Raw genomic sequence first — 26,220 nt, forward strand, 5'->3', positions numbered from 1 at the left:
CTTGAGGTACCTGTTCGGATACCTGAGATCAGTCAGGCAGTTCGCTCAGCTTGTGTCTTTCTTCCTGGCTGTATGTGGGACGTTTACGCCTCGCATTGATTGACTGCGCAACCCGTGGCGCAATCACCACGGACAAACAGCACATGAGCCCGCTATCCTTTGCCCCACGCTTCCCAATCAGGTGTCCCATGCTTCAGGTCCAAGGCGTCTTCAAAAGCTATGCCACCGCGCAAGGTCCGTTGCCGGTGTTGCAAGGGGTCGACCTGACGCTCGAGCCCGGCAGCAGCCTGGCGTTGATGGGCGAGTCGGGCAGTGGCAAGAGCACGTTGCTGCACTTGATCGCCGGGCTGGACAAGGTGGATCGCGGCAGCATCCACAGTGGCGAGCACCGGCTCGAGAAGATGAGCGAGGCGCAACTGGCCAACTGGCGGCGCACTGAAATCGGCCTGGTGTTCCAGCAGTTCAACCTGATCGGCAGTTTGCGTGTGGAGGACAATCTGGCGTTTCAGGCGCGCCTGGCCGGGCGTCACGATGCGCGCTGGCAGGCCCATCTGATCCAGCGTCTGGGCCTGGTTGATTTGCTGCGGCGTTATCCGGAGCAACTGTCGGGCGGTCAGCAGCAGCGGGTGGCGCTGGGTCGGGCATTGGCGGCGCAACCCAGGTTGCTGCTGGCGGACGAGCCCACCGGCAGCCTCGATGAAGGCACCAGTGATGAAGTGCTGAAATTGTTGCTGGAGCTGCTCGACGACAGCCCGACGACCTTGTTGATGGTCACCCACAGCCCCAGCGTGGCGGCGCGACTGGCGCAAAAGGTTGTGTTGCACCGTGGTCGCCTGGCTGGCGCGGATGCGCGCTGAGGTGCGGGTATTTTTCCAGGCATTGCGCGCATTGCTCAGCCATTGGCGGCGACATCCGGTGCAGTTGTTCAGCGTGCTGACCGGTCTCTGGCTCGCCACGGGCCTGCTGACTGGCGTGCAGGCGCTGAACAGCCAGGCGCGGGACAGTTACGCTCGCGCCAGCCAGTTGATCGGCGGTGAGCCCCAGGCCAGCCTCAGTGCGCCGGCTGGCGGCACGTTTCCCCAGGCCTTGTTTGTCGAACTGCGGCGCATGGGCTGGCCGGTGTCCCCGGTGTTGCAGGGGCGGGTGACACTCAAGGGGCACGAAGACCAGCGTCTTCAACTGATGGGCATCGAGCCGGTGTCGTTGCCGGCCGGTTCGGCGGTCGCCGGGCAGGCCATGGCGATCGAGCGGATCGTCGATTTCTTCAGCCCTCCGGGCACCACCTGGATTTCACCTCAGACCTTGCAGGCGCTGGGCCTGCGCGAGGGCGAGCGGCCTGTCAGCGTGAACGCTGAGCCATTGCCGCCGCTGCAGGTACAGGCCGACATGGCTCCGGGCGTGTTGCTGGTGGACATCGGTTTTGCCCAGCGGATTCTCGGTTTGCCGGATCAGCTGTCGCGGCTGCTGTTGCCCAGGGATTTCAGTGCGCCCTTGCCGGATTCGCTCAAGGGCCAGTTGCAATTCAAGAGCAGTGGCGAGGAGAACAACCTGTCGCGCCTGACCGAGAGTTTCCACTTGAACCTGGATGCCCTGGGCTTTCTTTCATTTGTCGTCGGCCTTTTCATTGTTCACGCAGCCATCGGCCTGGCACTCGAACAACGCCGTGGCCTGCTCCGGACCCTGCGTGCCTGCGGTGTCAGCGCACGCAGGCTGATCGCTTGTCTGGCCGTCGAGCTGGGGCTTCTCGCGTTGATCGGGGCCTTGGCCGGCGTGGTGAGTGGCTATCTGTTGGCCAGCGTGTTGTTGCCCGATGTCGCCGCCAGTCTGCGTGGCTTGTACGGTGCCGAGGTGCCGGGAGAGCTGAGCCTGAGCGTCGGCTGGTGGCTCAGCGGCGTTGGCCTGAGCCTGTTCGGCGCCTTGCTGGCCGGTGCCAGCAGCCTGTTGCGGGCGGCGCGTTTGCCGCTGCTGGCCCTGGCCAACCCGCAGGCCTGGCATCAAGCCCATGCCCGCTGGTTGCGGCGACAGGGCTGGGTCGCGTTGCTGGCCGGAGTGATTGCAGCGCTGGCGTGGGCGCTTGGCGATAGCCTCGCCAGTGGTTTCGTGCTGATGGCTGCGCTGCTGATCGGGGCCGCGCTGGCGTTGCCGGTGCTGCTCGATACGCTGCTGAACCTGTTGTTGCAGCGCCGTCGTTCCGTGCTCGGCCAGTGGTTCCTTGCCGATTGCCGCCAGCAGTTGCCGGCCCTGAGCCTTGCGTTGATGGCGCTGCTGCTGGCCCTGGCGGCCAATATCGGCGCGGGCAGCATGACCGCCGGTTTCCGCCAGACCTTCAGCGACTGGCTCGAACAGCGGTTGACCGCCGAGCTGTATGTAAACCCGCAAGACCCGGCGCAGGCCACGGCGTTGCACCCCTGGCTGAAACAGCAGCCGTCGCTCACGGCCGTGTTGCCCAACTGGCAGCTGTCGACTCAGTTGCAGGGCTGGCCGGTAGACGTGTTTGGCGTGATCGATCACCCGACTTATCGTCAGCACTGGCCATTGCTCGAAGCTCAGGGCGATAACCCCTGGGAGCAACTGGCCAGGGAAGACACGTTGATGCTCAGCGAACAACTGGCCCGGCGTCTCAACGTCCGATTGGGCGAACACCTGACACTGCCCGCGTCGACCGGCACATGGTCACCACGCATCGTCGGTATCTATGCCGATTACGGCAATCCGAAGGGGCACATTCTGGTCAACGCCGATCACCTGCTGGTGCGCTGGCCACAACTGACGCCCAATCGTTTCAACCTGCGCATCGAACCTGCCTTGATCCCGACATTCCTGAATAGCCTGCAGGCCGCTTTCGCCCTCGATGACAGCCGCATTGTCGATCAGGCCCGGCTCAAGGGCTGGTCCACCCAGGTATTCGAACGCACTTTCGCCGCGACGGCGGCGCTCAACAGCCTGACCCTTGGCGTTGCTGGCGTGGCGCTGTTCATCAGCCTGCTGACCCAGAGCCAGAGCCGACTCGGACAACTCGCGCCGCTGTGGGCGTTGGGGGTGACGCGCCGGCAACTGATGCTGCTCAACCTTGGCCAGACCTGGCTGCTGGCGGTGCTGACGCTGGTGCTCGCCTTGCCATTGGGCATCGCGCTGGCGTGGTGCCTGGACACGGTGATCAACGTGCAAGCGTTCGGCTGGCGCCTGCCCTTGCGCTTGTTCCCGTTGCAATTGGCGCAGTTGATGGGGCTGGCATTGCTCGCGACCTTGCTGGCTTCGGCCTGGCCGCTGTATTCGCTGTACCGCACGCAACCGGCGGACCTGCTGAGGACGTTTGCCCATGAGGATTAAGTGCGTTGCCTTGTGCTGGCTGATGCTGCTGGTCAGTGGCTGCGATGACTCGCCGCCGGCCGAGAAGGGTTTTGCCGGACTGGGTGGTGAAGCCACCACGTTCACTCCGGTGGTGCCTGGTCGAGTGTTCAGCTTTCCGGCTGATCACGGTGCCCACGAGGGCTTTCGCATCGAGTGGTGGTACGTCACCGCCAACCTCAGGGACGATCAGGGACGCGAGTTCGGCGTGCAGTGGACATTGTTCCGCAGTGCCCTCAAAGCCACGCCGCAAGTGGCGGGGTGGGGCAACCAGACGATCTGGCTCGGCCACGCGGCGGTGACCTCGGCGACCGTGCACCATGCGGCCGAACGTTATGCCCGGGGTGGCGTGGGCCAGGCCGGGGTAAGTGTGCAGCCGTTCAGCGCCTGGATCGACGACTGGCGCTTCAGCAGCCGGGTTACCGATGGGCTGGAGGATCTGCAGCTCAGTGCCCGGGACAAGGGTTTCAGCTACACGCTGCAACTGACGACCCGCCATGCCCCTGTGTTGCAGGGCGACCAGGGTTTCAGCCAGAAATCCGAACAGGGCCAGGCGTCGTACTATTACAGCCAGCCATTTTTCCAGGCGCGCGGTACCCTGGAAATCGATGGCAAGGCCTATCAGGTCAGCGGCCCGGCGTGGCTGGATCGCGAGTGGAGCAGCCAGCCCCTCACTGCCAACCAGAGCGGTTGGGATTGGTTTTCCCTGCACCTGGACAGCGGCGAACGGGTGATGCTCTACCGCATGCGCCAAAACGAGGGTGAGCCCTACCTGACCGGCACCTGGATTGACGCGCAGGGGCGCACCCAGTTACTGCACGCTGCTGACATCAGTCTCACGCCGCAAGGTTTCGAACAGGTCGCCGGGCGTTCCATGCCGGTTCGCTGGTCGATCAGGATTCCCGGCAAACAGCTTGAACTCACCACCACCGCGCTCAACCCCGATGCCTGGATGAACCTTCGAATTCCCTACTGGGAAGGTCCGGTGCGCCTGAGCGGTAGCCATGCGGGCAAGGGTTATCTGGAAATGACCGGCTACTGAGGCGGAACTCTCGGCGGCGCGACGTTCTCCTAATTGAACCAGCCCATTCACCGGAGCCGTCATGAGCGATGACCTCAAAGTCCCCGACCTGGCCGCGTGGCAGCGTCTGTTCGACGATCAGGCCTACTGGCAGCAATCCCCCGACGCCCATTACGCCGAACTGCTGCGCGTGGCTGATGATCTGCTGGGGCAGGGCGCCATCGATCTGCAGCAGTGGCAGGCCCTCAAGGACAAGGCCAGGCAATCCCACAAGGACTCGCCGGCGGTGAATGTCAGTCGTGAAGTCGCCGACCCTGAATCCTGAGGAGAGATCCATGAGCAGCCAATCCCCCGACACCACGAAACATCCCGACGAACCGCGTCCACCCGGAGAGGTCGAGCGCGACAATGATGCCCTGCGTCCTACCGATCCGACCCGGCGCAAGGACAGCGGCAAAGGCACCGCGAGCGGAGAATCCACGGCGCAGGAAACGGCCCGCAATGCTGATCCGACGCAAAAGTGATGTTGCTTAGAGGGGGTGAATCACCACCCAGTACAGGAGTTGAGTATTGGCTCTATAACTTTAGAATGTTCTTGTACATCTTTCGTACAAGAATTAGCCAAGGTTATGGCCGAACCGGTGAGTTTAAGTCGTGTATGTAAGTCATGTTTTTGATGATATTTAATTAATGCTCAGTAAATTTCATGTTACAGGCACGGACATCACGGGGAAGTTGCATTAAAATGCTCGCCGTTCGCCCAGTGGCGGGGCTCTTTACCGGTGCAGGGATTGCCAAGGCCATTACACTGGGCGAACACCTCTTCTGCAGTTATTTGTCCAGGAGCAATCGGCTCCCGCGGTTGTTTCCAATATCCCGAACCCTTTTAAAGATTGCGCAATATTGTGCGCAATTTGGCGGCAGATTTTCCAGTTTGCAGTAACGACAAAGTTATGTGCAGCCTCTGATTGATCATGCAAGTGTGCTCCCGACAGCCAGACACATTTGCGCCATTAGCGACCATTGGAATAGAAACTGACGACATCGGCCAGCAGCGCTGACCGATGTCGAAGCTGCCCAATCAGGTAACAGGGTTACGCCAGTCGTCGGAACCGGTAGTGCCGCTTATTTCGTGGGTCCAGTAGATCTTGCGGTAGGTGAATTGCAGTTCTTCCAGGTGCGTGAAGTGCGCGCCCGAGGGGTCCTGGCAGTCGTGCATCTTGTTGTTGATGGCGACGAGAATCGCGTCCTCCAGCTTGGTGGTGTAGTAATGCTCCCGGGTGCCCGTTGCCGAAATCCGAAACCAGTTGAGCACCACTTCGGTCAACACTTCGCCGGTGGTCAGGGAGGTTTGCAGCAAAGGTGAAGCCTTGTCGAATACCTTGGTTATCACCAGTGGCTGGTGTACGCGCTGACCGGTCGGCTGGCCGGACTGGGGATCGCGCGGGATGAGGATGTCATGGGAGACGGATTGAACCATGACTTCATCCTTGTGAGCTTCCTGGAAGCCGTTGCCTACCGAGTCGGCGGTCGACGCATTTTCGGTGATCAGGCCCTGTTTCTTGCCTGTAATGGACATGTACGCGGGTATTGCCATGGATTCTCTCCCTGAATCTTGAAGGTTCCCGCAAGGCATCATCGCCTGCGGGGCGCCTCACCGTTATCAAGGTCCATGCCAGAACGACCGCGAGGCCTTCAGATCAGGGGATTGGAGTGATCGGTCGAAGTCGGGAAGCTGTCAAGGCGACGAGCAGTCATGTAATCAGTGCAATTGCCTGCGCAACCGCGCGCTTTTTCCAACACACTGTTTTGTGGGTCAGCGACGCCCGGCGCCCTGTGTCGAAACCGCACCAGTGAGCGATTGGGGCGTGCGAGTCTTTGCACATCAGGCGGAATGCCCTCAATGAGTTGACCCGTTGCAACGAACGGCGCTGCGGGGTGGTCGAATCCTGCGCCGAACACATTCCCTGAATTCAAGGAGCGCGACATGAAAATCCTGATGGTTTTGACGTCCCACGATCAATTGGGTAACACGGGTAGGAAAACCGGCTTCTGGCTGGAAGAGTTCGCCGCACCGTATTTTGCTTTCAAGGACGCCGGCGCGCAGCTGACGCTGGTGTCGCCCAAGGGCGGCCAGCCACCGCTGGACCCCAAAAGCGACGAACCGGATGCACAGACCGCTGCCACCGATCGCTTTCGCAAGGACTCTGCCGCCCAGTCCGCATTGGCCAGCACTGCATTGCTGAGCAGCGTGCGCGCTGAAGATTATGATGCGGTGTTCTATCCCGGTGGCCATGGTCCGCTGTGGGATCTGGCCGAGGACCAGACTTCGATTGCCTTGATCGAGGCGCTGTATCAGGCAGGCAAACCGGTGGCGCTGGTCTGCCATGCGCCGGGGGTATTGCGCCATGTGAAAGGGGCGGACGGTCAGCCACTGGTCAAGGGAAAACGCGTCACGGGCTTTACCAACTCCGAAGAGGAGGCGGTGCAGTTGACCGACGTGGTCCCGTTCCTCGTGGAAGACATGCTCAAGGAAAAGGGCGGGGAGTATTCCAAGGGCGATGACTGGGCGAGTTATGTGGTGACTGATGGCTTGCTGCTGACCGGGCAGAACCCGGCATCGTCCGAAGCTGCGGCGCAGGCGTTGTTGGCGAAGCTCAAGTAAAGCGGTCAACCCCCCTCACTGAGCGAGCATGCTCGCGATGGTCGTTAACGATGACGTGGACTGTCTGGATGCCAGCGCTGTCCGAGCTACCATCGCGAGCATGCTCGCTCCTACAGAACGCCCTGCGTCAGTGGTTCAGGCCCAACGCCTCAAAACACGCCTCGATCGAGCGTCGCTGGGTCTCGGCATACAACGCCAGCTCATCCAGGGTCGCTCGTCCCAGCGCCTGTTCGAACGCGTGCTGGTTCGAATGCTGGCCGTAATGGGCTTGCGCCGCATCCCCCAGGTTCGACTGAAAAATCCCCGCTGCGCTCACGGGCAGAAAATCTTCGTACACCAACGGTTGCGCGCTGACGTAGCCCAGGCTGAGCAGCTCGTCCAGCGTCATGGCACGTCGCTCCCCTGACGCCAGGCGTTTTTCCGTGACCCCATAGCGGAAGTACGCCAGTTCCTGCTGGCGCATGCCATCGAGGGTGTCAGGGAATTCGCCGAAGTGTTGGGTCATCAATGCGTTGTAGCGTGCGGCATTGGCTTCGTTGGGGAAGTCCTTGAGTTCGTCGCGGGCGGCGTTGAGCAAACGGTCGTAGAGCGCCCGTCCCTTGGGGGTGAGGGCGGCGCCGCGTTGTTCGATCTCGCCGAAGCGGGCACTGTGGCTGCCGTGGCTGTCGGCTTGATCGGTGAACGCGACAGGCTCGTCCAGTGCCTTGAAGCTGGTCTGGCGCAGCAGGATCGGGCATTGACGGCGCGGCGGTCCTTCGATCACCGCTTTGGGCGTGATGCCATGGGCCGGCATTTGCGCCTGAACGATGTCGATGTCCAGTGTCCGAGGCGTCAGGTGGTTGATGTGCGGACCCTTGAAGGCCACCACATCGGCAATCAGGCGATGCTGGGCGCTGAGCTGGCGGTACTGTTCGGCCGTCACGGTGGCGCTGTGGTGCCAGCGGAAGGTTTCCAGTGCCTGCAGGACAAACGCCTCGGCATCCTCTTCGTTCAGTCCGCCCTCGGCTTCGGCACGGTCGATCAGCGTCAGCGCCATCGGCGTGAAGATCGAGCGCTTGTCCAGGATCGATTGGGCAAAGGCGCGCAGTTCCCGGTCTTCGATCAGTTCCAGGCGCAGCAGCGAGGTGAACACCCGGAAAGGGCTGACCTGCAGCGCCTCTTCGTGCACCGCGCGAAAGGCGGTGGAATGCACCGGAACGCCGGCCGGGGTGAGGTCGTAATAACCGACCGGCTGCATGCCCATGACGGCGAACAACCGGGCGAGGGTGGCCAGTTCTGTGGCCGTGCCAACGCGAATGGCGCCGTGGCGCTCCATGTCCAGGCGCTGGATTTCACCGGTGTTGTTCAATTGCCGGGCGACTTGCGGGTCGCTGTCCAGCACGTGGCGGTTGGTCTGCTCCACCAGCTCCATCAGCGCGCCGTACAGCGGTACTTCCTTGCGATACATGTCGGACATCGCTTTGGAGAAGCGTTGGCGGATCAGGTCGGGGCTGACAAAGTTCGAGTGGCTCATGCAGAAGTTCCAGGCGCAGTGACGGGAAGGATGTGCAGAAAGATCGCAGCCTTGGGCGACGCCGACAAACGAAGAATCTGATGAACTTCATTCTGCCAAGGACTGATCGATCAATGCATGCGCTGGTCCTGCGGGCTCTCCAGGCGTTGGGATGCCAAAAACTCCCGATACAACCGTGCCGAACCCGCTGGTGCCTCTACCATGGGCATATGCCCCACGCCCTCCCAGATTTCCACCCGCAGGTCCTCGATGCCTTTACTCCAGATGGCCACGCTGCTGACGTCGATCAGGCGGTCCTTGCGCCCCCAGAGCAACAGCGCCGGGCATTTGATCTCGGCCAGCTTCGGTTCCATGGGCGGGCTGGCGCGAAAGTCCCTGAAGATTTCTTCCAGTTCATCACGGGACTGTTCGTAGCGCTGGGCAATGGCGTCCAGCACCACGCCGGGGACCCATGGCGGCTCGGCCATGGTCATGGCATAGAAACGCCGGAATTCTTCCCGGGAGTTGATCAGGAACGGGTTATGTCCCTTGGCCAAATGGTGCTCCAGATCGCTTGGGACCGGGGCGGTGACCCCGGCCGGGTCGATCAGGGCGACCGATGCAATGCGCTCCGGATAGGTCGCCGCCAGCCACGCCGCCATGTAGCCGCCCATCGAGTTGCCGATCACGTGCACCTTCTCGACACCGCAGACGTCGAGCAACTGGATCATGCGCTTGGCCTGCAAGGGAATGTCATAACCGCCACCGGCCTTGAACCCGGTTTCCCCGTGCCCGGCGATGTCGGGAATGATCACCCGGTAAGTGCCGACAAAATGCCGGGCGAAACGCAGCCAGATGTTCTTGTCGGCGCTGTAGCCATGCAGCATCAGCACACTGCTCGAGGCTTCATAGGGGCCGCCTTGCCAGGTCGACACCGTCATTTCGGCGATCGGCACGACAATCTTGTGCAGCCGATACAATTTGGCCTCGATTGCCATGTTCAGGTCATAGAGCCAGTAACCGATGGCCGGGTAGCTCAACCAGCTCCAGGCGATGAAAACTGCAATCACGACAACCAGCAAAAGCATCAGGTGTCTCCCTTCTCTCTGATCAGGACAGAATGTGATCGGCAGGTTTCAGTGCCCGTGTCAGTTGGTGGTAGCTGAAACTGAACCCGGGAAACATGGCGATCACATGCCCACTCCTGCTTTGATACCAACTGTGGCAGCCACCGGACTTCCACACCGTGCGTTCCATCTCCCGGTGGATCATTTCAGTGTAGGTACGTTCTGCCTCGGGGCGAACTTCGATGCTGCGCAAACCCTGTTTTTTCACCGTGCGAATGCAATCGAGGATGTAGTTCATCTGCGATTCGATGATGAACAGTGCCGATGTGTGGCCAATGCCGGTGTTGGGGCCGGTGACGATGAACAGGTTGGGGAAGTCCGGCAGGCTGGTGCCCAGGTACGCCCGAGGATAGGTGGCCCAGAAGTCTCGCAGTTGCTTGCCGTTTTTTCCGCTGACCGGGTAGGAGATCACTCCGTCAGTGGCATCGTAACCGGTGGACCAGACGATCAGGTCTACATCGATGTGCTGTCCATCCTGGGTATTGATGCCGGTTTCGTCGATGGATGCGATGCCCTGTTCGCGGCTGTGCAGCGTGACGTTGGCGCGGCCCAGGGCCGGGTAGAGGGTGCTGGAAACGATGACCCGCTTGCAGCCGATGGCGTAATCCGGTGTCAGTTTTTGTCGCAACTGTGGATCGGGCACTTGTCGCTTGAGGAAGCGCAAGGCGTGTTGCTGGACCAGGCGGATCGCCGGTTTCGAATACTTGAAGGCGATGACCCGGGTTTCGAACTGCCAGTAGATCATCCAGCGCAACAGCTTGTACGCCGGTTTCACGCCCAGCAGCCAGCGCTGCACCGGTCCGAAGACACGGTCGGCCCGTGGCAGCACCCAATGCGGCGAGCGTTGGAACACGTGCAGATGCTCGACGTCCGGGGCAATGGCCGGGATCACCTGGGCGGCGCTGGCGCCACTGCCGACGATGGCGACACGTTTTTGCCGGTAATCGTAGGTGTGATCCCAGTTGTTTGTGTGAAACGTCTTGCCCTGAAAGCGTTCCCGGCCCTCGAAGTGCGGGATGACGGGTTGGCTCAACGGACCGGTGGCGTTGATCAGGAACCGGGCGTGGAAGGTGCCCTTGCCGGCGGTGTGCACGACCCAGTGTCTGGCCTCGTCATCCCACTCCACACGCTCGACATCCGCCTGCAATTGCACCTTGTCGCGCAAGCCGAAGCTGTCCACGACATGCTGCGTGTAGCGGTGCAGCTCGGCCTGGCCGGCGAACATTTGCGTCCAGCGATAGGGGGCGAAGGACAACGAATAAAGGGGCGAGGGCACATCGACCGCGGCGCCCGGGTAGGTGTTCTGGCACCAGGTGCCACCGAAAAAGTCCCGCCGCTCCAGCAGCCGGAAATCATCGATCCCGGCCTTGAGCAAATTGACGGCCGCGCACTGACCGCCAAAACCGCTGCCGATGATCAACACCAGGAATGTCTGCATGGCCGTCCTTTTTATTGTTGTCCAATGATTGGCCTCTTCATGTATAGCCAATCATTGCGGCGCTGCGTACCTCCTTTTGTGGGGGCGGGCGTTATTCCTTCACGCTCATGTACTCTTCGGCGTAGCGGATGTATTCCTCGGGCTGCGTGTAGGTGTGCGTCAGCTCCGTGGCGTTCAGGTCGGACGCCTGGGTGAAGATCTGCCGTTGCTCGCGCAAGCTGTCGTAAGTCGCCTTGATGGCCGCGAAGTAGGCGCCATGACCGTCGATGACCACGCGCACCCCCAGTTCCGCCAGGCGATTGTCGTCGCGCAGCAGCGGGTTGCCGTAGGTGACCAGCATCAGTGGCACGCTGAGGTGCTCGGCGATCTGCTCCAGGTGATCGAAGTCCCGTACGCCGACCATGCAGATACCGTCTGCACCGGCGTTCTGGTATTGCCGTGTGCGGCTGATGACTTCCTGCACCGGCAGGATCCCGGCGTTGGTGCGCGCAACGATGGCCATTTCGGTATCGACCCGGGCTTCCAGGGCGGCGCGGATCTTGCCGACGCCTTCGGCGACGCCGATCAAGTCGGTGGACTTGCGGCCGAATTGCGCCGGCAGCAGGGTATCTTCGATGGTCAGGGCCGCCACGCCGGCGCGTTCCAGCTCGACGATGGTGCGCATCACGTTCAGGGCGTTGCCGTAGCCGTGGTCGGCGTCGGCGATGAACGGCAACTGGGCGACACGACCGATACGGGTGGCCTGCTCGGCGAATTCGCTGAGGGTGATCAGGGCGAAGTCGGGGGCACCCAGGACCTGCAGCGAGGCCACGGATCCGCCGAGAATCCCCACTTCAAAACCCAGGTCCGCGGCGATGCGTGCCGACATCGGGTCGAAGACCGATGCGGTGTGGTAGCACTTGTTGGAAGCGAACAGTTCACGGAAGTTACGGCGCAAATCCTGATGGGAAAGCCTGGACATATAAGTTCCACCAATACAAAGGAATGGAAAGGCTTGAGCAAGAGTGTCAACGCCGAAGACCTAAAAGGCTATCACGCAACGGGGGCAATCATGATGACGAATTTGCAGGACGATTGATTTGATAGCCTTCTCGTGCAAGAGGGCGGGCGCCTCACGCGGCGACCGCCTGCGCCTGCGGCCGAAGCAAGGGCACCGCGCGAACCGAATCGCCGGGCTGCAATTGCAGGCGTTTGGCGGCGAGCCGGTCGACCACCAGGCTGCTGCCCACACACCGCGCCGGGGCGGCGGTGATACGGCAGTTTTCCTGGCGGCGGTTGTGGATCAGCCAGATTGGCGCCTGATCGTCCAGGGTGCCAATGGCCAGTACCAGCGCCTGGCTGTCGCGTACGCTGCGAATTTTCGCCAAGGGAGCCTCGATCACGGGGCCTGCGTCGAAGATGTCGATGTAGCCTTCGTGAGTAAAGCCTTCGGCGGTGAGGATTCTCAGCGCCGGCTCGGTGTTGGGGTGGGCCTTGCCGATTACCGCCTGGGCCTGTTCGGTGAGCAGGCAGGTGTAGAGCGGCTGGCGGGGCATCAGTTCGGCGATGAAGGGCTTGCTGCCCTGACCCGACAAATGATGGGCGTGAGTGAAATCCATCTTGAAGAAGTGCCGACCCAGGCTGTCCCAGAAGGGCGAACAACCTTGTTCATCGGCTCTGCCACGCAACTCGGCAATGAGTTTTTCGCCGAACAGGTGCGGGAACTCGGCGACGAACAACAGGCGCCCCAGGGACAGCAACCGGCCGTGACTGCCCTGGCGCTGGTCGGGGCGCAGGAACAACGAGCAGATTTCCGATTGGCCAGTCATCTCGTTGTTGAGAAACAGCGTCGGGATCTGCCGCTGGATGCCCAGGTCGGGCGATGAACTCACTGTCAGCCCCACACGGTAGTTATACCAGGGCTCGCGCAGCCCGATGGCCCCCGTGAGGGCACTGATGCCCAACACTTGCTGGTCGTCGTCCTCGAGCACGAACAGGTAGTCGGCGTCGGCCCGCTCGATCTGGCCGGCGAACGCCCGTTGTGTCCAGCGCAGGCGATGGGTCAGGCGCTCTTCGCTGGACGACAGGGCGGTCAACCCCGGACCGGCCTGGCGCGCCAATGCCAACAAGGCGGGCAGGTCAGTGATTTGCGCCGGACGGACAATCATGGTGCGCTCCCTTCCACGGGCGATCGAGCGCTCACAGGGCGATCACCCGCACCGGGCTGCCATCGCTCACGTTCAGGGCGGCGCACATCGCGGCGCTCAGCGTCACGGGGTGTCCGGCGCGGTAGTCCAGATCGGCGACGATGGCACGATAGCCTTTCAACGCATCGTTACTGACCAGGTAGCTGCCCCGCGCGTCGATGGCATCGCTCAGGGTGACGGTGCCGGTCTGGCTCTGCGCAATGGAGCGGATGTCGGTCAGACGCGCGTGCAAGGTCGGACCGCCGTCGAACAGGTCGATGTAACTGTTGGTCTCGAACCCTTCGCGTTCGAGAATATCGAAGGCATCCTGGCCATCGGGGTGGATGCGGCCAATGCAGTCTTGTGCCGGCTGGGGCAGCATCGGTACGTAGATCGGGTATTGCGGCATGAGTTCGGCGAGAAACGCCCGGCTCTCGAGCCCGCAGAGGCGTTCGGCTTCGGCGTAGGGCAGGTCGAAGAAGTGCTTGCCCAACGCGTCCCAGAAGGGCGAGTGACCTTGGTCGTCGCTGTAGCCGACGATTTCGGTAATGACTGCTTCGGCAAAGCGCCGGGCATGGGCGGCGATGAACAGCAGTCGCGCCCGGGACAGTAGTTCGGAAGCCGGGGATCGCGCCAGCGCCGCATCGATGTGGAAGCCGCGCAGCAGGGTGTGGCCGTTGAGGTCATGGCACAGCGACAGTGCCGGCACGCCATGCTCGATGTTCAGCTCCCGCGAGGCACTGGTGAAATGGCGGTTGCGCAGGCTGTAGAAGGGTTCGTCGAAACCGGCCGTGGCGAGGATTTCCGCGCAGCCGGCCAGGTGCCGGGTTGCCGGGTCTTCCAGGACGAAGAAGTAGTTCTCCGGGCCATGGGTCTGGACGTCCTGATCGAACGAGCTGCAGGAGTCGAGGATTCGCTCGCGCAAGCGTTCGGCATTGTCCGGCAGGGACGTGACGCCGACCAGGCTGTCGCGAGCCAGTCGTTGCAACTGCGGCAGGTCCGTTAACTCCACTGGGCGTATGACCAGCATGGATGCACTCCTGTATCAAAGGGTCCGGCGCTCGGCACGAACCTGACTATCACTGTCGGTTTCCACGCGTTGAATCGGCGGCTGCTGGTCCAGCTCCGCTCTTTATCAATCAGTTATTCAATGAAGCAGCACGATGTCCACACACCGCTGTGTTGAACGCTCGAACGGCGTTGGCATCGTGTTGGAGGCGGTGGTGCGGGTCGCTGGAAGAGGGCATCCGGGCTCCTGCTGGATGAGAGTTTTGTTTATCTTTCATAATCCGTTACAGCAGTATTTATTTAACCTGCGGCCCCTGTCTAGTGAATTTTTGCCAGGTCTTTTACTGCATTAACAGGGGGCGAAACGCCCGTCAGCATTGGGTTACACGGATGTCGGTCAGTGTTGTAGGCCTCGGCTGACAAGGTTGTCGGAGATCGCTCTTTTGTAGCCGGCAAGCGTATCTTTTCAATGTGCAGCGAAGCCCCCGCCGTGACCCTTCTTGCGGCACAATGGCCCATGATTGATGGCCTCGTGCTGTGGCTTTTCCTTGAATCGAGAGACGTTTCGTGCAGTCGACCTGTTTGACTCTGTTGTGCCACGCTAGAACCGTCGCACAAAAATTGGCGCGTTTTCCTACGGATGAACCGGTGGAAATGGATTGGCAATCGGCGAGCGGTTCCCTGTCACTTCAGTTCAAGGAAACGCCGCGTCTGTTCACCGCCCCGGAACTGCGCGCCCGCCAGACCGCCGTGTTGTTCGGCAGCGACGGGATGGTCGTCGAGGCGTTGAGGGACTGTGATTTCGGACGCTGGAAGGGTGCCCGGATGGGTGATCTGCAAAGGTCCGAGCCCGAAGCTCTGCAGGCCTGGCTCGATGATCCGCAGGCGGCGCCCCACGGTGGCGAGTCGGTGGCACAGCTCGTCGAGCGGGTGGGGGCATGGCTCGAGACCCTGGAAGCGACACCGGGACGGATCGTCGCCATTACTCATCCCTTTGTCATACGCGCGGCGTTGACTCGCGTATTGCACAGCCCGGCATTCAACCTGATCGATGTTGAACCCCTGTCCGCCATCGAACTGCGGTTCAACGGACGCTGGCGCCTGCGATTGCCAGGTACGAACCTTGAGGACCCCTGTTCATGAAAAAACTGATGGTCATCGGCATCGGTGCCGGCAACCCCGACTACATCACCGTGCAGGCCGTGAAGGCGTTGAACCGGGTCGACGTTTTTTTCCTCATGGACAAGGGCCAGAGCAAGGACCAACTGATCGACCTGCGGCGCGAGATCTGCGACCGCTACATCACGGATCACGCTCACCGGTTTGTCGAAGCGCACAGTCCGGAGCGTGAGCGCGGAGAGGTGGACTACACGAGCAGCGTAGAGGCGCTGAACCTGGCCAAGCAATCCACCTTTGAGCGCCTGATCAATGACGAATTGTCCGACGACCAGTGCGGCGGGTTCCTGGTGTGGGGCGATCCGGCGTTGTACGACAGCACGATCCGGATCCTGCAGGCGATTCTCGCATCGGGGCGATGCGTGTTCGAATTTGAAGTGATACCCGGCATCACCAGCGTTCAAGCGTTGGCGGCGCAGCACAAGGTGCCGCTGAACAACATTGGCCGCTCGATCGAAATCACCACAGGCCGCCGGCTGGCGGCGGGGCAGGTGAGCGATGCCGATAACCTGGTGGTGATGCTCGATGCGCAAGATGCCTACCAGCAGGTGGCGGATCGCGAGACGCAGATTTACTGGGGCGCTTACCTGGGCACGCCGGATGAACTGCTGATCAGTGGCCGGCTCGAGGATGTGGCGGACGAGATCGAGCGGGTGCGCAAGGCGGCGCGGGAGGCCCATGGGTGGATCATGGATACCTACCTGTTGCGCAAGCCCTGACCCCGCGCCCGAAGCGCTCCCGATACACCGACGGCGGCACGCCGACCACCGTGCGAAACGCCACTCGAAAGCTCTCCACCGACCGATAACCACACTGACCGGCCACCTGCTCGGTGGTTTTGCCCGTGCTTTCCAGCAACTCACGGGCCCGTGCCAGGCGTTCATGTTGCAGCCAGGTTTTGGGGGGCAGGCCGGTGGCTTCGGTGAATCGGCGCAGGAAGGTTCTTTCGCTCATGGCCGCCTCGCCGGCCAGGTCGCGTACTTCCAGCGGCGCGTGCAGGCGCTCCCGCGCCCACTGCATGACGCGCGACAAATCGCTGCGCGGCGTCGGGCTGACCGGTGTCGGAATGAACTGCGCCTGGCCACCGGTGCGTTGCGGCGACATCACCAGCCGCCGCGCCACGCTGTTGGCCACTTGCGTGCCGAAATCCCGTGCCACCAGGTGCAGGCAGGCATCGATGCCCGCCGCGCTGCCCGCCGAGGTGATCAACTGGCCCGAGTCGACGTAGAGCACGTCCGGATCGACCCGTACGTTGGGAAAGCGTTCGGCCAGTTCCGTGGTGTAGCGCCAATGGGTCGTGGCGCCGTGGCCATCGAGCAAGCCGGTGGCGGCCAGCACAAACACCCCCGAGCAGATCGACAGCAACCGCGCGCCACGGGCATGGGCCTGGCGCAGGGCGCTGATCAACAGGTCGGGCACCGGGGCGCTGCGGTCGCGCCAGCCGGGAATGATGATGGTCCGGGCCTCGGCCAGCAGTTCCAGGCCACCATCGGCCAGCACCTGGATGCCGCCCATGGCGCGCATCGGGCCCTGATCGACGGCAGCAATACAATGTTCATACCAGGGGAAATCGAATTCCGGCCGCGCCAGGCCGAAGATCTCCACGGCAATCCCGAATTCGAATGTGCAGAGGCCGTCGTAGACCAGAATGGCGACGGTTCCAGGGCTGTGCTGCATTTGGCGGAAAGTTCCCGGTGAGTGTCTTGTGCGCCACTTTAGCCGCAAGTCAGCGCCGGATACAGTCTTCTCGCCTTCACAAATCCTGGAGTACCGCCCATGACCAGCCTGGTCCGCAAGATTCCCGCCGCGCCCTCGGCCATTGCCCTGATGCATTTCAGCAACCGCCTGACCTTTGAAACCGACTGTTCCGACGTCTACGGCAGCCAGCAGGCGGGGGAGGTGGATTTTGTCCTGGTGGATGTGCGCAGTCCGCTGGCGTTCGAACGTGGCCATGTACCGGGGGCGATCAATCTGCCGGGACACCTGCTGACGGCTGAAGGGCTGGCAGGCTACGGGACTTCCACCCTGTTCGTGGTCTACTGCGCCGGCCCCCACTGCAACGGTGCCAACAAGGCGGCTGTGAAACTGGCGGCGCTCGGTTACCCGGTCAAGGAGATGATCGGTGGTATGACCGGTTGGCTGGACGAAGGGTTTGCATTGAGCGCCCAGGTCCAGCGGTCAGTTGCGACGACGATTGGCTGCGATTGCTGAACCGGACGCGGGCGAATCCGCTGGAAGATTCGCTCGCCTTTTTTATAAGTATTTGTCGCCTATGCACAATTTGCCCGTGTAAAGCCGCTCTAGACTGCCCGCCACTTCGGTCGTAACCCATAAAAAAGCGCTGACCGAAAGCGACCAATCGAATGCTGCCAATAAAAGCCTCCGTACACGGGAGTTATAAATGAAGAAGCTAGTGATGTTCGGTGCCCTGGCACTGTCGATGTTGTCCCTGACCGCTGTGGCCGATGACGCCAAGCCGATCCGCATCGGTATCGAAGCCGGTTACCCACCATTCTCGATGAAAACCCCTGACGGCAAACTCACCGGTTTCGACGTCGACATCGGCGACGCGCTGTGCGAGCAGATGAAAGTCAAATGCACCTGGGTCGAGCAAGAGTTCGATGGCCTGATTCCGGCGCTGAAGGTCAAGAAGATCGACGCGATCCTGTCGTCCATGACCATTACGGACGACCGCAAGAAAAACGTCGACTTCACCATCAAGTACTACCACACCCCGGCGCGCTTCGTGATGAAGGCCGGCACCGACATCAAGGACCCGCTGACCGAGCTCAAGGGCAAGAAAGTCGGTGTGCTGCGCGCCAGTACCCATGACCGTTTCGCCACCGAAGTGCTGGTCCCGGCCGGTATCGAGCTGGTGCGCTACGGCTCGCAGCAGGAAGCCAACCTGGACATGGTCTCTGGCCGTGTGGATGCCTTGCTGGCGGACTCGGTCAACCTCGACGACGGTTTCCTGAAAACCGACGCAGGCAAGGGCTTTGCCTTTGTCGGCCCGACCTACGAAGACGCCAAGTACTTCGGCGGCGGTGCCGGGATCGCGGTGCGCAAGGGTGACAAGGAGCTGGCGGATAAATTCAACACCGCCATCACTGAAATCCGCGCCAACGGCAAGTACAAGCAAGTGCAGGACAAGTATTTCGATTTCGACGTTTACGGCCATTAATCTGCCGTAGGAAAAAGTGGCCTCCGTTGACGCGGTGGCCACTTTTTTTGTTTTGGTTCCAGAATGAGAACTCTGGGGAGCGAGCCTGCTCGCGAAGACATTCGTGCATTCAACATCGCGATTGACTGACACGACGGCTTCGCGAGCAGGCTCGCTCCCACAGGTCATCTCGAAGTTTTCAAGTATCAGGAGTTCGCCCATGCAACGCATCGACCACCCGCTACCCTGGAGCCACCTGGGCACCGAACGGACCCTCAGCGTGTTTCGTTACGGTACGGGTGCACGCAAGGTCTATATCCAGGCCAGCCTGCACGCGGACGAGCTGCCGGGCATGCGCACCGCCTGGGAACTGAAAAAACGCCTGGCCGAACTCGAAGCTTCAGGGCACCTGCAAGGCGTGGTCGAACTGGTGCCGGTGGCCAACCCCATCGGCCTCGATCAGCACCTGCAAGGCAGTCACATGGGCCGTTTCGAACTCGGCAGCGGCAAGAATTTCAATCGTTCGTTCGTGGAATTGAGCGCGCCGGTCGCGCAGTTGATCGGTGACCGCCTGGGCGCCGACGCCCAGGCCAATGTTGCACTGATCCGGCAGACCATGACCCAGGTGCTCGACGACCTGCCTGCACCTGCCTCGCAGCTGGAAGCCCTGCACCGCCTGTTGTTGCGCCACGCCTGCGATGCCGACATCACGCTCGATCTGCACTGTGACTTCGATGCGGCCATCCATATTTATGCCTTGCCGCAGCATTGGCCACAGTGGCAGTCACTGGCGGCGCGGTTGAAGGCCGGTGTCGCGCTGTTGTGTGAAGATTCCGGCGGCAGCTCTTTTGACGAGTCCTGCTCCGCACCTTGGTTGCGCCTGGCCCGGGCGTTCCCCGAGGCAGCGATTCCCCCGGCCAACCTCGCGACCACTCTGGAGCTGGGCAGTATGGGTGACACCCGCGTTGATCAGGCCAAGGCCAACTGCGAAGCGATTCTCGGGTTCCTCGCCGAGCAGGGGTTCATCCGGGGTGAGTGGCCGGCGGCACCGGATGAGTGTTGTGAAGGAATGCCGTTTGAAGGCACGCAATACCTGTTTGCACCGCACCATGGCGTGGTCAGTTTTCTGCGCGAGGCCGGTGAATGGGTCGAGCAGGGCGATGCGCTGTTTGAAGTGGTCGATCCGCTGAATGACAAGGTCAGCACCGTGTGTGCGGGAACCAGCGGGGTGTTGTTCGCCATCGATCGTGGGCGCTACACCCAGCCGGGCACCTGGCAGGCGAAGGTCGCAGGCCGCGAGCCCATTCGGGTCGGGAAGTTGATCAACGACTGACTGAATCGCGAGCAGGCTATCGCGCCACACTGTGGGAGCGAGCCTGCTGGCGATGACGGCTTCAGCCACAGCGAAAACCCCCTGCCAGCTTCACGGTGTTAGGCTTTGACCCGAATCCTGCGCTTTGTGAAGGAAGGCTCATGTTGAAATTGCTTGCTCTGCTGACGCTCCTGGCGTCCGCCGCCGTCCACGCCCAAACCCCGCTGCACTCCGACCTGCCGCTCAAGTACCTGGAACAGGCCAATGCCGATTCCGTCAACCAGCCCCTGGTGATTTTCCTCCACGGCTACGGCAGTAACGAGCAGGACCTGTTCGGCATCAAGGATGAGCTGCCGGCGCGATACACCTACCTGTCGGTGCGCGCGCCGATCGTGATGGAAGAAGGCAGTTATCAATGGTTTCGCCAAAAAGGCCAGGGGGCTTATAACGGTGAGACCGATGACCTGAAGGCCAGCGGCCAGGTGCTGCTGGATTTCGTCGCACAGGCTGCAAAGAAATATCACACGCAACCGGCCAAGGTTTACCTGGTGGGCTTCAGTCAGGGCGCGATCATGTCCTACGAAGTGGCGCTGCGTCGCCCCGAGGCTGTTGGCGGGATCGCCGCGTTGAGTGGCAGGATTCTGCCGGTGCTCAGGTCCGAGCTCAAACCCGATGCAAAACGTCAGTCACTGGCAATCTTCATCGGCCATGGCACGGCGGACAAGCGCCTGCCATTCAACGATGGCACCGAGGCGGACAGCCTCTTGAAAGGGTTGTCACTCAAGCCCGAGTTTCACGCCTACCCGGGTGTCGGCCACACCATCAGTGCCACCGAAATGCAGGATTTGAGCGCCTGGTTGCAGCGCCTCAACCCTTGAGCCTTACTTGCCCGAGACGATTTGTTTGACCAGCGCTTCGTGGCCGGCATTGTCGCTGAGACGGGAAATCACCTGAATCAGCGCCATGCGCGTACCCGAGGCGGCCATCAGCGTAGTGTCGAGGGTTTTGCCGCCGCCCTGGGTGGCGGTGCTGTCGATCTGCCGCAATCCCAAGCCGGTGCCTTTCTGCGTGATGCTTTTCTCGCTGAGCGGGGTGAAATCCGGCAGGGCCTTGGCTTGCTGGGTCGTGAAGTCGGCCGCCGTGGCGTCGAGGAACTCGCCGTCGTTGTCCTTGGCGTTGACCCCACCGGGGATGGTGTTCTCAGCCGCAATCACGACGGTCTTGGTGGTTTCGTTGGTGTACATCGTGCCGGTTGCGCCCGTCGCATCGGGTGGCAGGGGATTGGCGACGAACCCCTTGGGCAGGGTGAATTTGAATTTGTTGCCCAGCATCGACACGCTCTGCGGCGCGTCCTTGGCCGCGGCCTTGGCAGCCTGCGCGTCCATAGCCCCCAGGCTGGCCATCGCCAGCAGCAGGACAACGGCTTTTTTACTCAACAGTGACATTCGCAATCTCCAGGGTTGTCGCGGTGGGGGGCGATCATCCCATGGAGGTTGTGAAGCATCCAGCGCGGGCTAACGGACGGTTGGGTGGCGTTCCCGGGCAGCGCTGGTTTGGCGCGACGCGATGAGGGGTCATTCGTTCGACGCCGTCGAAGGCCTGGTCCCGGGATTGGCTGATTTGGCCAGCAACCGTCGGGTGACGCCGAGCATCGCCACGGACACTGCGACGCCGAGGGCAAACCCGCTCAGGCCCATGCCGGGCAGTGCCAGCGCCACCACCAGGCAAAACGCTGCAAACGAGTACATCCCGGTCGCGGTGGCCTGCAACAACGCGGCGGTGAACGCCGGCCCACGGCTTTGCTGGGAAAACACGGCCATCACGCTGCCCAGCACCGGGAACACCGCGAGCAGACCGCTCCAGCGGTCGCCGACCGTGCTCGCCAGCAACGTGACCGCCAGGGTCAGCAGTGCACCGGCGATCATGCGCAACAGCAATCTATCGGACTTCGGTGCCGGGCCTGAAACCTGCGGCTGCACGCTGGGGAACAGGAACGGCGCCGCGAGCAGTGCGGTGGCAGCGGCGATCACCGAGAACATCAGCGACGGTGCAATCAGCGACAGCGCCATGGCGATGACCGCCCAGACCAGCAACGAAACCCCCAGCGCCCACGGCCACCCGGCCCGTTGCGCGACCTGAGCGTAAGTGACGCAGAAGGCGATCATCGCAACCATCGCCGACAACGCAGCCGTTGCCGAATGGGCGGCAAACAGTTCGCCTTGCTCGATAGCGAGGAAGAACAGAATCGGTCCCACCACCACCGGCAACCCCGACAACCAACCGGCAACGCTTGGGCCCCAGCGCTTGCCGGCCAGAGAAATGAGCAGGAGAAATCCGGGAATCACCAGCAATTTGAGCAACAGCACATGCACCTCCGGGTTGGATGAAGGACCACGTTAGCATTGAGCTCGAGGAATTACGCCAATTATCAATATTTTTGTATACAAAAATATCTGTCTGAATAATTGTACAAAAACATGTTTCGCGTATAAGTTTTCAGAAGATAATCGAAAATGGGTGAACCCCATGAACCCATCAGGATGGTGCCGACAGCTCAGTGTTTCATTGCTCCTGATGGCGTGGGGCACACACGCGCTGGCCGCGTGGCAGGAGGTCGTGCCCGGTGCGCGGATCATCGGCACCGGTGAGTTTCGGGTGTTTGGTTTCGACGTGTACAACGCTCGGCTCTGGAGCGCGGCGCGGCCATTGACGCTGGATCAACCCTTCGCTCTGGAACTGATTTATCAGCGCAGCATTAGCCGTGAAGACCTGGTGCAGGCCAGCGTCGATGAAATCCAGCGGTTGTCCGGCACATCGGTGAGCGCCTGGCAACTTGAAGAGTGGAAGGTGCAGATGCAGCGGTCGTTCGTCGATGTTCAGGCCGGTACGCGCATCACCGGCGTGTATTTGCCGGGGCAGGGCGCACAGTTTTATGTCGGCCAGCAGCGGCAGCACGAAGTGAAGGACCCGCAATTCGCCCGGGTTTTTTTTGCGATCTGGCTCGACCCGCGCACGCGCAATCCCGATTTGCGCCAGCAGTTGCTGGGCAATGCCAAAGACTGAGGATTCGATCATGCTCAAGAGACTGCTGATGGTGTTGTTTGTCTGCCTGGCCGGTTGTGGTGGCGTCGATGTGCAGCATTACGAAGGGCAGAATCCCCGGCTCGACATGCCCGGCTTCTTCGTCGGTCGAGTGGACGGCTGGGGCATGTTCCAGAAGCGTTCGGGGGAAGTGGTCAAGCGTTTTCACGTGCTGATCAACAGCCGGATGGAGGGGCCGAATCTGATCATGCATGAGGACTTTACCTACAGCGATGGCACGAAACAGACCCGTGTCTGGACTGTACGCCCGGATGGCCCTGGCCGTTGGCGCGGCACAGCGGGCGACGTGGTGGGAGAGGCCGGCGGTGAATCTGCGGGCAACGCGCTGCATTGGCGCTACGTGCTGAGCCTGCCGGTGGACGGCAAGGTGTATGACGTGCACATGGATGACTGGATGTACCTGATGGATGAAAACACCTTGGCCAATCGCACGGCGATGACCAAGTTCGGCTTTGAAGTGGGCCAGGTGACGATATTTTTCCGCCGCCACGGTGCCTGACACGCTTCGATTTCCCCTTGGGCGATGGGACTGAAACGTCTAAGCTGCGCCACTCCACTTGTTTCTGGATGTGTGTGTGAAATTCAGTCTGCCCAAAATCGCCACCGCGCCGTTTTGTCCACCCGAGGTGGCGGGCAGTGTCGCCGTCGATCCTCGTGCGTCATTCTTCAAGCGGGCCCTGCGTTTCGCAGGCCCGGGTCTGCTGGTCTCCATCGGCTACATGGACCCGGGCAACTGGGCGACCGCCATCGAAGCCGGTTCGCGGTTCGGTTACAGCCTGTTGTTCGTGGTGCTGCTGGCGAGCCTGGCGGGGATGGTGGTGCAGTGCCTCTGTTCACGCCTGGGCATCGCCACGGGACGGGATCTGGCGCAGTTGTCCCGCGAACGCTACAGCACCCGGACCGCACGAACCCAATGGGTGCTGGCGGAAATCTCGATCATCGCCACCGACCTCGCCGAAGTGCTCGGCTGCGCGCTGGCGTTTCATCTGCTGCTGGGCTGCTCGCTGACCGTCGGCATTGCCCTCACCGCATTCGACACCTTGTTGGTGCTGGCCTTGCAGAACCGTGGTTTTCGCCGACTGGAGGCGATCATGCTGGTGCTGGTAGGCACCATCGGCGCGTGCTTCTTCGTTGAACTGCTGTTGATCAAACCCTACTGGCCGGAGGTTGCCCGAGGCTTCACACCGTCACTGTCCGCCATCGGCGACGCTGCGCCGCTGTACCTGGCCATCGGCATTCTCGGTGCCACGGTGATGCCGCATAACCTGTACCTCCACACCTCGATCATCCAGACGCGGATGATCGGCAAAGACCTCGCCAGCAAGCAGGACGCGGTGAAGCTGGCGCGCATCGACACCATCGGTTCCCTGGCGCTGGCGCTGCTGGTCAACGCGGCCATCCTGATTCTCGCGGCGGCGGCTTTCCACAAGACCGGGCACACCGACGTGGTGGACATTCAGGATGCCTACCACCTGCTCGACCCTTTGGTGGGCGGGGCGCTGGCCAGTGTGTTGTTCGGCGTCGCCTTGCTGGCGTCCGGTCAGAGCTCGACGTTCACCGGCACCATCGCCGGCCAGGTGATCATGGAGGGTTACCTGAACCTCAGGATTCCCTGCTGGCAGCGGCGCTTGATCACACGGGGGCTGGCGCTGATTCCGGCGTTCATCGGTGTCTGGCTGATGGGCGACAATGCCATCGGAAAATTGCTGGTGCTGAGTCAGGTGGTGTTGAGCCTGCAACTGCCATTTGCCCTGTACCCGCTGATTCGCATGACCAACGATCGCCAGTTGATGGGGCCATTCGTGAATCGCCTGCCGACGCGGGTGTTGACCTGGGGGTTGTTCGTGGTGATCAGTGGGGCGAACAGTTGGCTGATCCTGCAGTTTTTTGTTGATTGAGCCCCGCTTTTACGCAAAGCAAAAAGAACCCGGTGACACCAAAAGGTGCACCGGGTGTTTTGCCAGACGGCGACGGATCTTCGTGGGTCCCCGCGCCGCCTGTCGAACGCGGTGGGCTTACGCCCGTTCCAGCGCCAGGGCCACGCCCTGACCACCACCGATGCACAGGGTGGCGAGACCTTTTTTGGCGTCGCGCTTGATCATTTCATGCAGCAGGGTCACCAGCACGCGGCAGCCCGACGCACCAATCGGGTGACCGAGGGCGATGGCACCGCCATTGACGTTGACCTTGGCCAGATCCCACTCCAGGTCCTTGGCCACGGCCAGTGACTGGGCGGCGAAGGCTTCGTTGGCTTCGATCAGGTCGAGTTGATCGATGGACCAGCCGGCCTTTTCGAGGCATCGGCGGGTGGCCGACACCGGGCCGATGCCCATGATCGCCGGGTCCACGCCGGCATTGGCGTAAGCGGCGACTTTCGCCAGCACCGGCAGGCCCAGGGCCTTGGCTTTTTCCGCGCTCATCAGGATCACCGCGGCGGCGCCATCGTTGAGCGAGGACGCGTTACCCGCCGTCACCGAACCGTCTTTCTTGAAGGCTGGCTTGAGTTTGCCCAGGGATTCGGCGGTGGTGCCGGCCCGTGGCTGCTCGTCGGTGGCGAAGGACAGCGGATCGCCCTTGCGCTGAGGGATCAGGATCGGGGTGATCTCATCGACGAAACGCCCGGCTTCGATCGCGGCCGTGGCTTTCTGCTGCGAGGCGGCGGCAAAGGCGTCCTGCTGCTCGCGGCTGATGTCATATTTTTCCACCAGGTTTTCGGCGGTGATGCCCATGTGGTAATCGTTGAACGCATCCCACAGGCCATCGCTGATCATGGTGTCGACGATTTGCGCGTGGCCCATGCGCAGGCCGGTGCGGGCGCCGGGCATCACATAGTTGGCCAGGCTCATGTTTTCCTGGCCGCCGGCGATGATCACGTCGGCATCGCCGCAACGAATCGCCTGGGTGGCCAGGTGCAAGGCCTTGAGGCCCGAGCCGCACACCTTGTTCAGGGTCATGGCGGGAACGGCGAAGGGCAGGCCGGCCTTGATCGAGGCCTGGCGCGCGGGGTTCTGCCCGGCGCCGGCGGTCAATACCTGGCCCATGATCACTTCATCGACTTCGGCGGGGTTCAGGCCGGTTTGCGCCAGCAACTGACGGATCACGGCGGCCCCCAGGTCCACGGCGGACACATTGGCCAGCGAACCCTGGAAACTGCCGATCGCGGTGCGCGTGGCGGCAACAATGACGACTTCTTGCATGGAATGATT

26 protein-coding genes are annotated in these 26,220 nt (G+C 61.8%); 15 read left to right on the forward strand and 11 right to left on the reverse strand.

Annotation, left to right across the window (positions count from 1 at the left end; genetic code table 11):
- The first annotated feature begins 188 nt into the window (after positions 1 to 188).
- The 5 genes from QIW53_RS00700 to QIW53_RS00720 all read left to right on the forward strand — a co-directional run bounded on the left by QIW53_RS00700 (position 189) and on the right by QIW53_RS00720 (position 4,893).
- Complete coding sequence (locus QIW53_RS00700) at positions 189 to 857, forward strand: ABC transporter ATP-binding protein (RefSeq protein ID WP_371047792.1); 669 nt, start codon at positions 189 to 191, stop codon at positions 855 to 857.
- Complete coding sequence (locus QIW53_RS00705; protein ID WP_371048069.1) at positions 847 to 3,330, forward strand: FtsX-like permease family protein; 2,484 nt, start codon at positions 847 to 849, stop codon at positions 3,328 to 3,330. The genes QIW53_RS00700 and QIW53_RS00705 overlap by 11 nt, the downstream gene beginning before the upstream one ends.
- Positions 3,320 to 4,390: a lipocalin-like domain-containing protein gene (locus tag QIW53_RS00710; protein ID WP_371047793.1), complete on the forward strand. Its 1,071-nt coding sequence runs from the start codon at positions 3,320 to 3,322 to the stop codon at positions 4,388 to 4,390. The genes QIW53_RS00705 and QIW53_RS00710 overlap by 11 nt, the downstream gene beginning before the upstream one ends.
- A 61-nt stretch (positions 4,391 to 4,451) precedes the next feature.
- Positions 4,452 to 4,694, forward strand: coding sequence for a hypothetical protein (locus QIW53_RS00715; RefSeq protein ID WP_371047794.1), 243 nt, complete (start codon positions 4,452 to 4,454; stop codon positions 4,692 to 4,694).
- Positions 4,695 to 4,704: 10 nt separating this feature from the next.
- Positions 4,705 to 4,893 carry a hypothetical protein gene (locus QIW53_RS00720; RefSeq protein ID WP_371047795.1) on the forward strand — a complete coding sequence of 63 codons (189 nt, stop codon included), beginning with the start codon at positions 4,705 to 4,707 and terminating at the stop codon, positions 4,891 to 4,893.
- A gap of 557 nt (positions 4,894 to 5,450) precedes the next feature.
- On the opposite strand, the gene QIW53_RS00725 is transcribed toward QIW53_RS00720, so the two are convergent.
- The gene (locus tag QIW53_RS00725; protein ID WP_371047796.1) at positions 5,451 to 5,966 is read right to left on the reverse strand and encodes an Hcp family type VI secretion system effector; all 516 of its coding nucleotides are present in this window, start codon (positions 5,964 to 5,966) and stop codon (positions 5,451 to 5,453) included.
- Positions 5,967 to 6,356: 390 nt separating this feature from the next.
- On the opposite strand from QIW53_RS00725, the gene QIW53_RS00730 reads away from it, so the two are divergent.
- A complete protein-coding gene (locus QIW53_RS00730; protein ID WP_371047797.1) occupies positions 6,357 to 7,034 on the forward strand; it encodes a type 1 glutamine amidotransferase domain-containing protein in 678 nt (225 codons plus the stop codon).
- Positions 7,035 to 7,161: 127 nt separating this feature from the next.
- On the opposite strand, the gene hglS is transcribed toward QIW53_RS00730, so the two are convergent.
- The 6 genes from hglS to QIW53_RS00760 form a co-directional block, all read right to left on the reverse strand.
- Positions 7,162 to 8,547 (reverse strand): 2-oxoadipate dioxygenase/decarboxylase HglS, encoded by a 1,386-nt coding sequence (hglS, locus tag QIW53_RS00735; RefSeq protein ID WP_371047798.1) that lies wholly within the window; start codon positions 8,545 to 8,547, stop codon positions 7,162 to 7,164.
- A gap of 110 nt (positions 8,548 to 8,657) precedes the next feature.
- Entirely contained in the window at positions 8,658 to 9,614 is a 957-nt protein-coding gene (locus tag QIW53_RS00740; RefSeq protein WP_371047799.1) for an alpha/beta fold hydrolase, read from the reverse strand.
- A 22-nt stretch (positions 9,615 to 9,636) separates the two neighbouring features.
- Positions 9,637 to 11,091 carry a flavin-containing monooxygenase gene (locus QIW53_RS00745; RefSeq protein WP_371047800.1) on the reverse strand — a complete coding sequence of 485 codons (1,455 nt, stop codon included), beginning with the start codon at positions 11,089 to 11,091 and terminating at the stop codon, positions 9,637 to 9,639.
- Between the two features lie 91 nt (positions 11,092 to 11,182).
- Positions 11,183 to 12,052 (reverse strand): isocitrate lyase/PEP mutase family protein, encoded by an 870-nt coding sequence (locus tag QIW53_RS00750; RefSeq protein WP_371047801.1) that lies wholly within the window; start codon positions 12,050 to 12,052, stop codon positions 11,183 to 11,185.
- Positions 12,053 to 12,203: 151 nt separating this feature from the next.
- Positions 12,204 to 13,238: an arginine N-succinyltransferase gene (astA, locus tag QIW53_RS00755; RefSeq protein ID WP_371047802.1), complete on the reverse strand. Its 1,035-nt coding sequence runs from the start codon at positions 13,236 to 13,238 to the stop codon at positions 12,204 to 12,206.
- A 31-nt stretch (positions 13,239 to 13,269) separates the two neighbouring features.
- Positions 13,270 to 14,286: an arginine N-succinyltransferase gene (locus tag QIW53_RS00760; RefSeq protein ID WP_371047803.1), complete on the reverse strand. Its 1,017-nt coding sequence runs from the start codon at positions 14,284 to 14,286 to the stop codon at positions 13,270 to 13,272.
- Between the two features lie 545 nt (positions 14,287 to 14,831).
- Between QIW53_RS00760 and QIW53_RS00765 the strand changes: the two genes are divergently transcribed.
- Both QIW53_RS00765 and cobF read left to right on the forward strand, forming a co-directional pair.
- Positions 14,832 to 15,407, forward strand: a complete 576-nt coding sequence (locus QIW53_RS00765; RefSeq protein ID WP_371047804.1) for a histidine phosphatase family protein — start codon at positions 14,832 to 14,834, stop codon at positions 15,405 to 15,407.
- Complete coding sequence (gene cobF / locus QIW53_RS00770; RefSeq protein WP_371047805.1) at positions 15,404 to 16,159, forward strand: precorrin-6A synthase (deacetylating); 756 nt, start codon at positions 15,404 to 15,406, stop codon at positions 16,157 to 16,159. The genes QIW53_RS00765 and cobF overlap by 4 nt, the downstream gene beginning before the upstream one ends.
- Here the strand turns inward: cobF and ftrA are convergent.
- Positions 16,128 to 17,117 (reverse strand): transcriptional regulator FtrA, encoded by a 990-nt coding sequence (ftrA, locus tag QIW53_RS00775; RefSeq protein ID WP_371047806.1) that lies wholly within the window; start codon positions 17,115 to 17,117, stop codon positions 16,128 to 16,130. The genes cobF and ftrA overlap by 32 nt on opposite strands.
- A 99-nt stretch (positions 17,118 to 17,216) precedes the next feature.
- Between ftrA and QIW53_RS00780 the strand changes: the two genes are divergently transcribed.
- The 4 genes from QIW53_RS00780 to QIW53_RS00795 all read left to right on the forward strand — a co-directional run bounded on the left by QIW53_RS00780 (position 17,217) and on the right by QIW53_RS00795 (position 20,790).
- A complete protein-coding gene (locus QIW53_RS00780) occupies positions 17,217 to 17,651 on the forward strand; it encodes a rhodanese-like domain-containing protein (RefSeq protein WP_371047807.1) in 435 nt (144 codons plus the stop codon).
- Positions 17,652 to 17,841: 190 nt separating this feature from the next.
- Positions 17,842 to 18,621, forward strand: a complete 780-nt coding sequence (locus QIW53_RS00785) for an ABC transporter substrate-binding protein (protein WP_201189027.1) — start codon at positions 17,842 to 17,844, stop codon at positions 18,619 to 18,621.
- A gap of 199 nt (positions 18,622 to 18,820) precedes the next feature.
- Positions 18,821 to 19,933: a succinylglutamate desuccinylase/aspartoacylase family protein gene (locus QIW53_RS00790; RefSeq protein WP_371047808.1), complete on the forward strand. Its 1,113-nt coding sequence runs from the start codon at positions 18,821 to 18,823 to the stop codon at positions 19,931 to 19,933.
- Between the two features lie 140 nt (positions 19,934 to 20,073).
- Entirely contained in the window at positions 20,074 to 20,790 is a 717-nt protein-coding gene (locus QIW53_RS00795; protein WP_371047809.1) for an alpha/beta hydrolase, read from the forward strand.
- A gap of 3 nt (positions 20,791 to 20,793) precedes the next feature.
- Here QIW53_RS00795 and QIW53_RS00800 read toward each other — a convergent pair whose 3' ends face one another.
- Both QIW53_RS00800 and QIW53_RS00805 read right to left on the reverse strand, forming a co-directional pair.
- Positions 20,794 to 21,357, reverse strand: a complete 564-nt coding sequence (locus QIW53_RS00800; protein ID WP_371047810.1) for a hypothetical protein — start codon at positions 21,355 to 21,357, stop codon at positions 20,794 to 20,796.
- A gap of 129 nt (positions 21,358 to 21,486) precedes the next feature.
- On the reverse strand, positions 21,487 to 22,278 hold the full coding sequence (locus QIW53_RS00805) for a hypothetical protein (protein ID WP_371047811.1): 792 nt from the start codon (positions 22,276 to 22,278) through the stop codon (positions 21,487 to 21,489).
- Between the two features lie 208 nt (positions 22,279 to 22,486).
- Between QIW53_RS00805 and QIW53_RS00810 the strand changes: the two genes are divergently transcribed.
- The 3 genes from QIW53_RS00810 to QIW53_RS00820 all read left to right on the forward strand — a co-directional run bounded on the left by QIW53_RS00810 (position 22,487) and on the right by QIW53_RS00820 (position 24,912).
- The gene (locus tag QIW53_RS00810) at positions 22,487 to 22,975 is read left to right on the forward strand and encodes a chalcone isomerase family protein (RefSeq protein WP_371048070.1); all 489 of its coding nucleotides are present in this window, start codon (positions 22,487 to 22,489) and stop codon (positions 22,973 to 22,975) included.
- 10 nt (positions 22,976 to 22,985) lie between these two features.
- Positions 22,986 to 23,513, forward strand: a complete 528-nt coding sequence (locus QIW53_RS00815; protein WP_371047812.1) for a DUF3833 domain-containing protein — start codon at positions 22,986 to 22,988, stop codon at positions 23,511 to 23,513.
- A gap of 76 nt (positions 23,514 to 23,589) precedes the next feature.
- The gene (locus QIW53_RS00820; protein WP_371047813.1) at positions 23,590 to 24,912 is read left to right on the forward strand and encodes an Nramp family divalent metal transporter; all 1,323 of its coding nucleotides are present in this window, start codon (positions 23,590 to 23,592) and stop codon (positions 24,910 to 24,912) included.
- Positions 24,913 to 25,029: 117 nt separating this feature from the next.
- On the opposite strand, the gene QIW53_RS00825 is transcribed toward QIW53_RS00820, so the two are convergent.
- On the reverse strand, positions 25,030 to 26,211 hold the full coding sequence (locus QIW53_RS00825) for an acetyl-CoA C-acetyltransferase (RefSeq protein ID WP_371047814.1): 1,182 nt from the start codon (positions 26,209 to 26,211) through the stop codon (positions 25,030 to 25,032).
- Between the last annotated feature and the right edge of the window lie 9 nt (positions 26,212 to 26,220).

The sequence above is a fragment of the Pseudomonas fluorescens genome (assembly GCF_041354075.1).
Taxonomy (GTDB): Bacteria; Pseudomonadota; Gammaproteobacteria; order Pseudomonadales; family Pseudomonadaceae; genus Aquipseudomonas; species Aquipseudomonas fluorescens_CE.